The organism is Cedecea sp. FDAARGOS_727 (assembly GCF_012273235.1).
GTDB classification, from domain to species: Bacteria; Pseudomonadota; Gammaproteobacteria; order Enterobacterales; family Enterobacteriaceae; genus Cedecea; species Cedecea davisae.
This window is the reverse complement of record NZ_CP050966.1, coordinates 3,024,570-3,038,195: the sequence shown is the minus strand read 5'-3', so window position 1 is coordinate 3,038,195 and position 13,626 is coordinate 3,024,570. Positions and strand designations below refer to the sequence as shown.

Annotated in this window: 9 protein-coding genes and 1 pseudogene; 6 read left to right on the top strand and 4 right to left on the bottom strand. The window is 56.3% G+C overall.

The window, feature by feature from the left end:
* Nucleotides 1-19: 19 nt before the first annotated feature.
* On the bottom strand, nucleotides 20-523 hold the full coding sequence (locus FOC35_RS14405) for a DUF4760 domain-containing protein (protein ID WP_172569263.1): 504 nt from the start codon (nucleotides 521-523) through the stop codon (nucleotides 20-22).
* Between the two features lie 496 nt (nucleotides 524-1,019).
* Between FOC35_RS14405 and copA the strand changes: the two genes are divergently transcribed.
* From copA to ybaK, 3 genes are all read left to right on the top strand, one after another.
* Nucleotides 1,020-3,524: a copper-exporting P-type ATPase CopA gene (gene copA, locus FOC35_RS14400; RefSeq protein WP_172569262.1), complete on the top strand. Its 2,505-nt coding sequence runs from the start codon at nucleotides 1,020-1,022 to the stop codon at nucleotides 3,522-3,524.
* Nucleotides 3,525-3,622: 98 nt separating this feature from the next.
* Entirely contained in the window at nucleotides 3,623-4,423 is an 801-nt protein-coding gene (locus FOC35_RS14395; protein WP_172569261.1) for a TraB/GumN family protein, read from the top strand.
* 209 nt (nucleotides 4,424-4,632) lie between these two features.
* Nucleotides 4,633-5,112 carry a Cys-tRNA(Pro)/Cys-tRNA(Cys) deacylase YbaK gene (gene ybaK, locus FOC35_RS14390; RefSeq protein WP_016537637.1) on the top strand — a complete coding sequence of 160 codons (480 nt, stop codon included), beginning with the start codon at nucleotides 4,633-4,635 and terminating at the stop codon, nucleotides 5,110-5,112.
* A gap of 3 nt (nucleotides 5,113-5,115) precedes the next feature.
* Here ybaK and ushA read toward each other — a convergent pair whose 3' ends face one another.
* Nucleotides 5,116-6,768, bottom strand: coding sequence for a bifunctional UDP-sugar hydrolase/5'-nucleotidase UshA (gene ushA, locus FOC35_RS14385; RefSeq protein ID WP_172569260.1), 1,653 nt, complete (start codon nucleotides 6,766-6,768; stop codon nucleotides 5,116-5,118).
* A 189-nt stretch (nucleotides 6,769-6,957) separates the two neighbouring features.
* On the opposite strand from ushA, the gene FOC35_RS14380 reads away from it, so the two are divergent.
* Entirely contained in the window at nucleotides 6,958-8,175 is a 1,218-nt protein-coding gene (locus FOC35_RS14380) for an MFS transporter (RefSeq protein ID WP_172569259.1), read from the top strand.
* Nucleotides 8,176-8,393: 218 nt separating this feature from the next.
* On the top strand, nucleotides 8,394-10,070 hold the full coding sequence (gene ybaL / locus FOC35_RS14375; RefSeq protein ID WP_016537641.1) for a YbaL family putative K(+) efflux transporter: 1,677 nt from the start codon (nucleotides 8,394-8,396) through the stop codon (nucleotides 10,068-10,070).
* A 76-nt stretch (nucleotides 10,071-10,146) separates the two neighbouring features.
* On the opposite strand, the gene FOC35_RS14370 is transcribed toward ybaL, so the two are convergent.
* Complete coding sequence (locus FOC35_RS14370) at nucleotides 10,147-11,451, bottom strand: inosine/guanosine kinase (RefSeq protein ID WP_172569258.1); 1,305 nt, start codon at nucleotides 11,449-11,451, stop codon at nucleotides 10,147-10,149.
* Between the two features lie 152 nt (nucleotides 11,452-11,603).
* On the opposite strand from FOC35_RS14370, the pseudogene aes reads away from it, so the two are divergent.
* Nucleotides 11,604-12,563, top strand: a pseudogene (aes, locus tag FOC35_RS14365) (acetyl esterase).
* Here the strand turns inward: aes and hemH are convergent.
* Complete coding sequence (gene hemH, locus FOC35_RS14360; RefSeq protein ID WP_172569256.1) at nucleotides 12,560-13,522, bottom strand: ferrochelatase; 963 nt, start codon at nucleotides 13,520-13,522, stop codon at nucleotides 12,560-12,562. The pseudogene aes and the gene hemH overlap by 4 nt on opposite strands.
* Between the last annotated feature and the right edge of the window lie 104 nt (nucleotides 13,523-13,626).

Genomic DNA, 13,626 nt, shown 5'->3' with positions numbered 1-13,626 from the left:
GGCTTTTTCATAGTGATTGTTACTTGTTTTTCTTAAGAGGTCTGGCCTTCCAGCGCTTAACCAACCATTCGAATTCTTGATAGGTCGTTTCCGATTTGATGTGTTCCCTGATGGCTTTGATCAGAGGTTCAGCGATATCGTGAGTTTCTATTACCGTGGTGAAAGACGTTCTCTTAATCATCTGCTCGTCATAGATCCCTTCACGGATACTCACTGCAACCCTTTCATAAAAATTCAGGATGTACTGAAATTTGCGGCGTTCGGCCATCTCTTCTTCAGTGATCGCGGTACCTTCGCATGGGAAAACATAAGAGCGAAAGGACTTTCCTGAGCGGTGTACTTGCTTAAGGGTGTGCAAAGATTCTATGTACTGCGTATCCTGCCGGCTCTCAAATAAAAAATTGGCAGTCTGGGTTTTCTTTGCTGTACGGACGTTATAGACAATCGCACCGATAGCAACCAACACACCGATCAGAACGATAACATTGCTGATGATTTGTAGCGTTGTAGCGTCTGGTGTCATGTTCCTTCATCCATAAAAAAGGCGGGGTTAGTATCCCCGCCTCATAGAGGTTAGTGCGGCTTAGAAGCCGTCAAACTCGTCAGATATTATATTCATATAACCCCCTTATAAGGTGCGCTGATGTGACTACGCTTTGTAGTCATGCGTCGATGAAAATTACCTCAAAGATAATACGGAGTCAAATATATGGGCATTTTTATGTGCGTTAAGAGCAAGATCCTGACGGGGATCGACAAATGCGCAAAACGAAATGAAAGTTGCGTGTAGATGCAAAAATTACAGCTGGGATGCCGCCGCACTGTGCACGCACGGTCTTCCCAATCCCGCCCGGAAATCCGTTGTCTCCTGACTTAATGCCTCATGGCAATACACAACTTAGCCTTCAGAAATTTAAAGCCTTGACCTTCCCCTTGATGGAAGGTTTAACCTTCATCATAGTTAACCGAATCTTCCTTTCGGTCAATATTTCACCTCGTAATCGTACAGGAGTCTGACGATGTCACACATTGTAGAGTTGAATCTGGACGGCCTCACCTGCGGCCACTGTGTAAAACGCGTTAAAGAAAGCCTCGAACAGCGTTCGGACGTTGAGCAGGCGGAAGTGACGCAAACCCACGCCCGCGTCACCGGCAGCGCTACGCCGGAAGCTCTGGTAGAAACCGTTAAAGAAGCGGGATACGGCGCAGAAGTCGCCAGCCACCCAAAGGCTGAACCGCTGGCAGAGTCATCAACTCCGTCGGAAGCACTGACAGCGGTCGCCCCTTCGCTTCCGGCAGCCTCAACCGAAGATGACAGCCGACAGCTGCTTATCGACGGAATGAGCTGCGCCAGCTGCGTCTCACGGGTGCAGAACGCTCTGCAGAAAGTACCGGGCGTCAGCCAGGCACGGGTCAACCTTGCGGAGCGCAGCGCGCTGGTGATGGGCACCGCCTCCGCAGAATCCCTGATTAAAGCCGTAGAAAGTGCCGGATACGGCGCAGAAGCCATTGAAGACGACCAGAAACGCCGTGAACGCCAGCAGGAGACGGCTAATGCCGCCATGAAGCGCTTCCGCTGGCAGGCCGTTGTCGCCCTCGCCGTCGGCATTCCGGTGATGGTCTGGGGGATGATCGGCGACAATATGATGGTCACCGAAAGTAACCGTTCCCTGTGGCTGGCAATCGGCGTCGTGACGCTGGCGGTGATGATTTTTGCCGGCGGCCATTTCTACCGCAGCGCATGGCGCAGCCTGATGAACCGCGCGGCCACCATGGATACGCTGGTCGCCCTCGGCACAGGCGCGGCATGGCTCTACTCGATTACCGTGAATATCTGGCCGCAACACTTCCCGATGGAAGCTCGCCACCTCTACTACGAGGCCAGCGCGATGATCATCGGCCTGATAAATCTCGGCCATATGCTTGAGCAGCGCGCTCGCCAGCGCTCCTCGAAAGCACTCGAACGCCTGCTGGATCTGACGCCGCCAACCGCACGAGTGGTCACGGAAGAAGGTGAAAAAACGCTGCCGCTGGCCGAAGTTACCGCCGGGATGACGCTGCGCCTTGCAACGGGCGACCGCGTGCCGGTTGACGGCGAGATTACCCGGGGTGAAGCCTGGTTCGACGAAGCAATGCTGACCGGCGAGCCGATACCGATGCAAAAATCAAGCGGCGACGGCATTCACGCGGGCACCGTTGTGCAGGACGGCAGCGTGCTGTTCCGCGCCACGGCAACCGGCAGCCACACCACGCTGTCGCGCATTATCCGCATGGTTCGCCAGGCACAGAGCAGCAAGCCGGAAATCGGCCAGCTGGCGGATAAAATCTCTGCGGTATTTGTGCCGATTGTGGTGCTGATTGCCCTGTTTAGCGCCGCAGTTTGGTACTTCGTCGGCCCTGCGCCGCAAATTGTTTATACCCTGGTTATCGCCACCACGGTTCTGATTATCGCCTGCCCTTGCGCCCTTGGGCTTGCCACGCCGATGTCGATTATTTCCGGCGTAGGCCGCGCCGCCGAATTTGGGGTTCTGGTGCGGGATGCCGACGCATTGCAGCGCGCCAGCACGCTCGATACCGTAGTATTCGATAAAACCGGCACGCTGACCGAAGGCAAACCGCAGGTTGTTGCCGTTGAAACCCTGCCGGGCGTGGATGCGGACCAGGTTCTGCGCCTGGCTGCCGCGCTTGAACAAGGCTCCAGCCACCCGCTGGCACGGGCTATTATCGAAAAAGCGGGTGACGCAACGCTGACGGAGGTTAGTTCATTCCGCACCTTGCGCGGGCTGGGCGTTAGCGGCGAGGCGGAAGGACACAAGCTTCTGCTGGGTAACAAAGCGCTGCTCGACGAGCAGGGCGTAGAAACGGAGGCGCTTGCCGCAAGTATTGATGCCCAGGCACGGCTTGGCTCAACGCCGGTTCTGCTGGCGGTGGATGGGAAACTGATGGCGCTGCTGGCCGTCCGCGACCCGCTTCGTAAAGACAGCATCAGCGCCCTGCAACGTTTGCACCGCAACGGCTACCGTCTGGTGATGCTCACCGGCGATAACCCGGTTACCGCCAATGCGATTGCCAAAGAGGCCGGTATTGATGAGGTGATAGCGGGCGTGCTGCCGGACGGCAAGGCCGAAGCTATTAAGCAACTTCAGCAGCAGGGTCGCCAGGTTGCTATGGTCGGGGACGGCATCAACGATGCTCCGGCGCTGGCCCAGGCCGACGTGGGGATAGCAATGGGCGGCGGCAGCGATGTGGCTATTGAAACCGCGGCGATTACGCTGATGCGCCACAGCCTGGTAGGCGTTGCCGACGCGTTGGCTATTTCAAAAGCCACGCTGCGAAATATGAAGCAAAACCTGCTGGGCGCCTTCGTCTACAACTCGTTTGGCATCCCGATTGCCGCAGGCGTGCTTTATCCCCTGACCGGCACGCTGCTCAACCCGGTGGTTGCCGGGGCGGCAATGGCGCTCTCTTCCATTACCGTGGTAAGCAACGCTAACCGCCTGCTGCGCTTTAAACCAAAAGATTGACCTCCCGCTCATCCGGGCCTTCACCGGCCCGGATGACTTTTTACTTCCCCCTTCCGGCCCGCGGCGTTAGCATGGCTTTTTTGCCAGGGAATCGCGATATGGGTTTGTTTCAACGTATTAGCTCACTGTTTTCCGGCCTGACGGTTTCTACTTATCCCTGGCCCGCTCTAGATGTCACCCTCCCCGGTAAACGCCATTTGCATCTGGTGGGCAGTATCCATATGGGGACTCGTGATATGGCCCCGCTGTCCGAGCGCTTAATCGGTAAGCTGCGCGCGGCGGATGCGCTGATTGTCGAAGCGGATGTCAGTTCCGGCGGCTCGCCGTTTAGCAATATCGAGCCAGAAATCAGCCTTGAACAGCGCCTTGAACCTGAGACTTATCAGCAGGTCGTGACCCTGTGCGACGAGCTTGGCCTCTCGCTCAGCAGCATTGAAAACCAGCCAGCCTGGCAGGTCGCCTTAATTATGCAGGCACATCAGGCGCAGCGGCTTGGGCTGCGGCCAGATTACGGCATCGACTATCAGCTGCTTGAAGCCGCGCAGCGCTTTGGGGTGCCCGTTACCGAGCTGGAGGGGGCACAAAGCCAAATTGACCTGCTGACGGCGCTGCCGAACGGCGGTATGTCGCTGTTAAACGATACGCTTACCCACTGGCACACCAACGCGCGCTTATTACAAATTATGATTGGCTGGTGGCTGGAAACGCCGCCCCAACAGGGAAATATTGCGCTGCCGAACACCTTCGGCGATGAGCTGTACGATGTGTTGATGCATCAGCGAAACCATCAGTGGCGGGATTTTCTTCAGCAACTGCCGGCCGGGCGCTATGTGGTTGCGGTGGGGGCGCTGCATCTTTACGGTGAAGGTAACTTGCCGGAATTACTGAAAAAAGGGTAAAAAAATGGCCAATATTTCTATTGGCCCGTCAAAGAGGAATTTCATTTATTATTCTGTTTATCCTCGGCTGCCGAAGCAACCGAAGCTGAATTGTCGCTCAATGTGATGATTTGCGCCATCACTATTATGTAGCGCTATATTACTCTCCAAGTATATCACTACGATTACTATTTTGTGCGTTTTCAAAACAACTAAGAAAGAAGGAAACCATGACTCCCGCGGTAAAACTCCTCGAAAAAAACAAAATCAGCTTTCAAATCCATGCCTATGAGCACGATCCGCTGGAAACCAACTTCGGCGACGAAGTGGTTCGCAAGCTGGGGCTGAACGCCGACCAGGTTTATAAAACGCTGCTGGTGGCGCTAAATGGCGATATGAAACACCTGGCGGTGGCGGTGACGCCGGTCGCCGGACAGCTTGACCTGAAAAAGGTGGCGAAGGCGCTTGGCGTGAAGAAGGTTGAGATGGCTGACCCGATGGTCGCCCAGCGCATCACCGGTTATCTGGTCGGCGGCATTAGCCCGCTGGGGCAGAAAAAACGCCTGCCAACGGTGATTGACGCACCGGCGCAGACGTTTGCCACCATCTATATTTCCGGCGGCAAACGCGGGCTGGATATCGAGCTGGCGGCGAGCGACCTGGCAAAACTGCTGGATGCCCGTTTCGCCGATATCGCCCGCCTGGATTAACGCTTAGTTCCAGCTCACCTCGCCTTTAGGTTGGTAAGCATTCACGTCCAGCGGTGAGTTCTGTTCGATGTACTGCTTCAGCACTTCCGCATCCACAAAGCCGGTGTTGACATAGCCCGGCTTTTTATCGATTTCCGGATAACCGTCGCCGCCAGTGCCGTTAAAGCTCAGGGTTGCCATGCGGTAGGTTTTGGCCGGGTCGACAGGCTGGTCTTTGATTTTCAGGCCGCTAAGCTTGCCGCCGGTAGAAACAAAGCTCACGTTGGCGAACTGAGGATAAGCGCCGGAGTCAGGGGTTTTCTGCGCCACGGCCGTCAGGTACTCCTCAACTTCTTTGCCGTTCATATCGATATACACCACGGTGTTGCCAAACGGCTGCACCTTAAGCACATCTTTATAGCTGATGTTACCGGCCTCGATGGAGTCACGAACCCCGCCGCCGCTCATCACCGCGAAATCGGCACTGGTACGCGCCATTTGCGCCGCCAGCAGCACGCGGGCCAGGTTGGTCTGCACGAAACGAACTTTGCTGCGGTCGCCCTCCAGATGCCCGTTAACGCTGCCCACTTTCACCTTCAGCGCCGCCTGGCCTTTGTTCTGGAACGGCGTCAGCAGGGAGAGCATTTGCTGATTCTCAGGGATTTCCGGGGTGTAAAGTACGCGCTCACTTTGCCCGTTGTCGTAGGTGATTTTCTTCTTCAGGTTGATAGGGATCAGCTGGTAATGCACCAGTTTCATTTCGCCATTACGGAACTCAAAGTCCGCGCGCCCGACGTATTTGCCCCACTCGTGGGCCTGGACAATCCAGGTGCCGTTTTGCTTGTCCGGCGCGCAAGGCGTCCCCGGAACATAATCCTTCTGTTTCTGATTCTCGCCCGCCATACAAACCGGATCTTGTGAGTGACCACCCACAATCATCGTCAAAGCGCCTTCCGGCAGGCTTCTCGCCATTTCCACATCGCCCGGTGCGTTTGAGCCGTGATTGCCGTTATCGTAGTGGCCCATGTGGGTGGCGGCGATAATCACATCCGGCTTCTCGGTGCTTTGCAGCTCCTGAATCACCAGTTTGGCTTCATCGGCCGGTTTACGGAATTCTATGTTGGTGAAGTATTCAGGGTTGCCGATTTTCGCCGTGTCGTCAGTCGTCAGGCCGATAACCGCCACCTTAATACCCTGAGGCTTAAACAGCGCATAAGGCTTGAACAGGCGTTCGCCGGTGCTTTTTTGGTAAATGTTGGCCGACAGTAGCGGGAACTTCGCCCATTTTTCCTGCTGGCGCAGAACGGAGAGCGGGTTATCAAATTCATGGTTGCCTACCGCCATCGCGTCATAACCAATCAGGCTCATGCCGCGGAAGTCCGGCTCGGCATCCTGCAAGTCAGACTCCGGCACGCCGGTATTGATGTCCCCGCCGGAGAGCAGCAGCACGCTTCCACCTTCGGCCGCAACCTCTTTACGCACGCTGTCTACCAGCGTCTTTTGCGCCGCCAGACCATACTCGGCATATTCATTGCGCCAGAAATGGCCGTGATGATCGTTGGTATGCAGAATGGTGATTTTGTAAGTTTTGTCTTTTTCCCAGGCCAGCGCCGACGCGCTGGTTAAGCTCAATGCCACCAGCAGCGCCGTGGTTATTGTTTTTGTAGCAAACCGCATTGCAAATCTCCATGTCAAAATGTAACTGCGCAGAAATACCAGATAGCCTTCAGGATAGACAACTAACTTTTCCGAAATGCGACTTCCTTCAAATCCGCGGCGCAGGTATGTTAGCAGGGTAACGATTTATCCCGGGCTATCTCCTGCGTAGCCCGCTCTAAAAACAATAAACGTTTTCTACAGGTAATTATGGCAAGTTCTCAAACCCTCACCCAGCCGGGCACGCCCCCGGAGCAAAAAAAAGCGCGCACCGCATTTGGGATCCTCGGAGCCATCAGCCTTTCCCACCTGCTTAACGACATGATTCAATCGCTGATTCTGGCTATCTATCCCCTGCTGCAGGCCGAGTTCTCCCTGAGCTTTATGCAGATTGGGATGATAACCCTGACCTTCCAGCTCTCTTCCTCGCTGCTACAGCCGCTGGTGGGCTACTACACCGACAAATACCCGATGCCGTGGTCGCTGCCGATTGGTATGTGCTTCACCCTTTGCGGCCTGGTTCTACTGGCGCTGGCCGGGAGCTTCCCTGCCGTATTGGTCGCCGCGGCGCTGGTCGGCACCGGTTCGTCGGTGTTCCACCCCGAATCGTCCCGCGTTGCCCGCATGGCTTCCGGCGGCCGTCACGGCCTGGCGCAGTCGCTGTTCCAGGTGGGCGGTAACTTCGGCAGCTCGCTGGGGCCATTACTGGCGGCAGTTATTATTGCGCCATACGGCAAGGGCAATGTCGCCTGGTTCGTGCTGGCCGCGCTGCTGGCCATTATTGTGCTGCTGCAAATCAGCCGCTGGTACGCCGCTCAGCATCGAATCGCGAAGGGCCGCCCGCCTGTGCAGGTGGTTAACCCGCTGCCGCGCAATAAGGTCATTCTGGCGGTCTCCATTCTGCTGCTGCTGATATTTTCCAAATATTTCTATATGGCAAGCATCAGCAGTTACTTCACTTTCTACCTGATGCAAAAATTCGGACTCTCGGTACAAAACGCCCAGTTCCACCTGTTTGCTTTCCTGTTTGCGGTTGCGGCAGGGACGGTTATCGGTGGCCCTCTGGGGGACAAAATCGGTAGAAAATACGTGATTTGGGGGTCAATCCTCGGTGTCGCGCCGTTTACCCTTGTTTTACCCTATGCTTCGCTCTACTGGACCGGCGTGCTGACGGTCATCATTGGCTTTATTCTGGCCTCCGCCTTCTCGGCTATTCTGGTGTATGCCCAGGAGCTACTGCCGGGACGTATCGGTATGGTTTCCGGGCTGTTTTTCGGATTTGCCTTTGGGATGGGTGGACTCGGTGCCGCGGTGCTTGGGGTGATTGCCGACCACTCCAGCATTGAATTGGTCTACAAAATATGTGCCTTCCTGCCGTTACTCGGCATTATGACAATATTCCTACCCGATAACCGCCATAAATCCTGACCTTTAGCGGCCAAAGTGTTGCTTTGGCCGCTCGCCGCCCCCATACAGTTCCAGTCACTCCCCCAGATAACTGAGTTAAATGCTACTCAGGGCCTTTTTTTTACCGAAATGCGCTTTTTATCCAAAATTCAACAATTATTCATAAACGCTGAGAGCGAAATTGTCATAAACTGTGTAACAGAAAGTTTTTGGAACATCGGCTAACCAAAGGAGACGGAATGCATCACGCCACACCGCTTATCACCACCATTGTTGGTGGTCTCGTACTCGCTTTTTTACTCGGTATGCTGGCTAATAAGCTGCGCATATCTCCGCTGGTGGGCTATTTATTAGCTGGCGTGCTGGCAGGTCCCTTTACCCCTGGTTTTGTCGCTGATACCAAACTGGCCCCCGAGTTAGCAGAATTAGGCGTGATTCTGCTGATGTTCGGCGTCGGGCTGCATTTTTCATTGAAGGATTTGATGGCGGTAAAGGCCATCGCCATCCCCGGCGCAATCGCGCAAATAGGCGTTGCGACGCTGCTGGGCATGGCGCTTTCCTGGCTGATGGGCTGGTCGATAATGACCGGCATCGTGTTTGGTCTCTGTTTGTCGACCGCCAGCACCGTGGTGCTGCTGCGCGCCCTTGAGGAGCGGCAGCTAATCGACACCCAGCGAGGGCAGATAGCCATCGGCTGGCTGATTGTTGAAGACCTGGTGATGGTGCTGACGCTGGTGCTGCTGCCTGCGGTTGCCGGCATGCTGGAAAAAGGCGACGTTGGCCTGGCCTCGCTTAGCCTTGATATGGCTATTACCATAGGTAAAGTGGCCGCCTTTATTGCCCTGATGATGCTGGTCGGCCGCCGTCTGGTGCCGTGGATCCTGGCGCGCAGCGCGGCAACCGGCTCCCGCGAGCTGTTTACCCTCTCCGTGCTGGCGCTGGCGCTCGGCATCGCTTTCGGCGCGGTTGAGCTGTTTGATGTCTCCTTCGCCCTCGGCGCTTTCTTTGCCGGGATGGTGCTGAACGAGTCCGAGCTTAGCCACCGCGCGGCGCACGACACGCTGCCGCTGCGCGACGCTTTTGCGGTGCTGTTCTTTGTCTCGGTAGGTATGCTCTTTGACCCGCTGATCCTTATCCAGGAGCCGCTGGCCGTGCTGGGCACGCTGGCGATTATCATCTTCGGTAAGTCGCTGGCCGCTTTCCTGCTGGTGCGCATGTTTGGCCACTCCCAGCGTACCGCACTGACAATTGCCACCAGCCTCGCGCAAATCGGCGAGTTCGCGTTTATTCTCGCGGGCCTCGGCATGGCGCTGAACCTGCTGCCGCAGACCGGGCAAAATCTGGTGCTGGCGGGGGCAATTCTGTCGATTATGCTCAACCCGATTCTGTTCGCTATCCTCGAGCGTTATCTGGAAAAAACTGAGACGCTGGACGAGCAAACGCTGGAAGAAGCTATCGAAGAAGAAAAACAGATCCCGGTGGATATCTGCAACCACGCGCTGCTGGTCGGTTACGGCCGCGTTGGCAGCCTGCTCGGTGAAAAGCTGATTGCCGAAGGCGTGCCGCTGGTGGTGATTGAAACCTCCCGCAGCCGCGTCGATGAGCTGCGCGAGCGCGGTATTCGCGCCGTGCTGGGTAATGCCGCCAATGAAGAAATAATGAATCTGGCGCACCTCGACTGCGCCCGCTGGCTGCTGCTGACTATCCCGAACGGCTATGAGGCCGGAGAGATAGTCGCCGCAGCCAGAGAGAAATGCCCGGATATCGAAATCATTGCCCGCGCCCATTACGACGATGAAGTGGACTACATCACCGAACGCGGCGCAAATCAGGTTGTGATGGGGGAAAGAGAGATAGCCAATACTATGCTTGGGCTGCTGGTTCCGCCGGTTGCTCAGGAAGCGGTGACGGGATAAATCACTTTTTGGGGTGGGCTGCCCGGCTCACCCCTTATTCATTCAGGCTGGCGCTAAACACGTCAGCCTTTTTTGCTTAGCGCTCCCAGTATGACTCTTCCAGGCTATCTTCGCGCTCCGGCAGCCCTCGGGTCAGGCGCGGAGAATGCTGGTTCAGCACCTGATAGCTTACGCGGTTGGCATATTTGCAAACCTGAGCCAGCGACGAATAGGTCAGCCAGGTAAACTTATGCTTGCTGGAGTTGGGCACATTGCTGCGGTGGTAATTGTTGGCGGTAATATCGTGCAGCAGCGCGGCCAGCGCCCCGTCACCCGCGCCGTTGGTGTTCATTATCTTCTCCGGGCCGCCCATGTATGGGGCGATATGGGAGTAGATACGCAGCGGCTCGCTGCAATCCTTCAGGCGCATCGCGCGGCTGAATTCATACTGGTTAAACTCGGCAATCGCCCCCGGCAGCAGCGGGTGCTGAGTTTTGCGTTTCGAGCTTTCTTCGGTGTAGCCCGCCATATAGAGGCCAACCGGCCCGGCGGTGCAAAGCACTAAATCAACCCAGTCGAGCGCCTTATCGGCCGCCAGCAGCGGATCGCTTTCGCCCGTCAGCGCTTCGCCCTCTTCTTCATTCATCGCCAGAATCGACACGTTATCGCGCAGAAATGCCTGCCACCAGGCCGGATCTTCGGCAATCACATATTTGGTTCCCAGCGTCAGGACGACCGGCACGTTATGTTTTTTCGCCCAGTTAATCGCCTGCATCGTGGCGTCCGGCATCGGCTCGCCCGGCTTGCAGCGCACAAGATAGGAGGTCAGCACCAGTGCGGAAGCTCCGGCAATCACTTCTTCCGGAATGCTCTCGGGACGCAGCTGATTCATATGCCCCGGGCTGATAGCAAAAGTACGCTCGCCCTGCTCGCCAACCAGCGTAAAGCAGCGACCAATCGCGCCGTCAACACCCTGCAAATAGTTGAGATCGGTCCGGCTGGAGGTGTTGCAGAGGTAGCGGTAGGCATAGCTGCCTATTTCGATATTGCGGCACATCACCCCGAGTAAAACCGAACGGTCGTCGGCCAGCACCGAGTAATTGTGCATCGTATTGCCGATGGTGCCGCCAGCGAACTGGTGGGTAATCAGGTTGTTATCAGTCAGCTCACGATAAAGCGCCTCGGCAACGTCATCCTCGATGACCAGCGAGTGGCCGAAACTCAGCCCGTAGCGGCGCACAAACTCGTCATCCACTTTGGCTTCAATATCCACCAATGTTTGATCGATACCGACGATCCATGAAGATCCGCTTTCGGACTCAGGCAAAGTTTGCTGAAGCAGCGGATCGCGGGCGCTAACGGGGAAGTAGTGTTTGGACTTGCGTTTACCGGGAAATTTCATGAATGTGTTTAAGAGTGGCCAACTGGGCCGCGCATGGTAGCACATTCCTCCCGGCGAGCGCGACGTGGCGCAAAGTTTCAATATCAGAAGGCAGCGTCCCGGTTTACCGGCTCTCAGTTTCTAAAATGGTGCAATTTCACCAGGAGCATCTTATGAAGCCGGAAAACAAAATCCACGTTCTCGACCTTATTTCGGACGAGATGAAAGCGGCCATCAACGTACGGCAGAATGACCTCCCGCCGTGGCCCTCGACTAACGATTACCCGGCGATGCGCCAGCATTATGCCCTCGAGCGCCGCTACTGGAATGAAGGCGCACCGCAAATGGAGACGAGGGAATGTGAGGTTCCCACGGCTTACGGGGCGGTTAACGCGCGCCTCTATCACCCGCAACCGGGCAGCAAAGCCACGCTGTTTTACCTGCACGGCGGCGGCTTTATTCTGGGCAACCTGGACACGCACGACCGTATTATGCGCCTGCTGGCCAGCTACTCCCGGTGTACGGTGATAGGTATTGATTATTCTCTGTCGCCGGAGGCTCGCTTCCCACAGGCAATTGAAGAAACCATTGCCGCCTGCCGGTACTTTTCTCATCAGGCCGGTGAATATCAACTGAATATGGACACTATCGGCTTCGCCGGGGATTCGGCAGGCGCAATGCTGGCGCTCGCCAGCGCGCTTTGGCTGCGCGACAGGGATATTCATTGCGGCAGAGTGGCAGGCGTGCTGCTGTGGTACGGCCTTTATGGGCTACAGGATTCCGTCAGCCGCCGGCTGCTGGGCGGCGAGTGGGATGGGTTAACACGGCAGGATCTGGAGATGTACGAAAATGCCTTGCTGCGCGATGCGGCAGATCGCGAGTCGCCGTATTACTGCCTGTTCAATAACGATCTCACACGCGATGTACCGCCCTGCTTTATCGCTGGTGCAGAGTTCGATCCTTTGCTCGACGACAGCCGCCTGCTGTATCAGACGTTATAGGCGCATCATCAGCCTTGCGAATACAAACAGTATTCCGGCACGCTGCACGCCTTCCTGCACTATTCACGCGTGATGAAAGCCGCCGATGCGGCTCTGCGTGACGGGGCGCGTTTCTTCAACGCGCAGATTTAGCGGTAGCGGGCGACCAGGTTTTCCATCATCGCGATATGGGCCGGATCGTCGTTCAGCGCCGGGATGTATTCATACTTCGTGCCGCCAGCCTCGATAAACACTTCGCGGTTCTGGACCGCCATTTCTTCGAGGGTTTCCAGGCAGTCGGCGGAGAAGCCCGGGCACATCACCTGAATATGCTTCACGCCCTTTTCGGCCAGCATCTTCAGCGTTTCGTCGGTATAAGGCATCAGCCACGGTTCGCGGCCAAAGCGTGACTGGTAGGTCATCATCACTTTTTCCGGCGGCAACTCAAGCACGCTCAGCAACTCCCGGGTGGTATCGCGGCAGCGCTGCGGGTAGTCGTCACCTTCGTTCGCGTAGCGCTGCGGAATGCCGTGATAGGAGAGCAGCAGCACGTCCGGCTCGCCGTGTTCGGCAAAGGAACGTTTAACCGATGCCGCGAGCGCGTTGATATATCCGGCGTCGGTGGCGTAATCGCGGATCAGGGAAATTGACGGCAGGCTGCGGTAGTCAGCAAAAATTCGGCCCAGCTCGTCCCATACCGCAGCCACGGTTGAACAGGAAAACTGAGGGTAAAGCGGGAGCACAACAATATGCGTCACGTTCTGCGCCAGCAAATCGTCTACCGCGCTTTTCAGCGAAGGCTCGCCGTAACTCATGCCGAGCGCTACCGGCGTATCGGGCAACTGCCGCGCCAGAGCCTGCTGCTGCCGACGGCTATAAACCATCAGCGGGGAACCTTCTTCCATCCAGATAGACTGGTAGAGTTTCGCCACGCGCGGCGAACGCAGCGGCAAAATCACCCCGCGCAGAAGCGGCCACCATAACAGGCGCGGCGTATCCACCACGCGTCGGTCGCTCAGGAACTGACGCAGATAGCGGTTAACCGCCGCGGGCGTTGGGGCGCTCGGTGTGCCAAGGTTAGCCAGTAAGATGCCAATTTTTTCCTGATTCATTCCCACCCCTTATCTTTAAATTGCCGTCAATTGTAACGTAAAAGAGCGAAACGAGAACCGATTACAGCAAGAGGAGAAATTTCAGGCAAAAAAATACCAGGGAC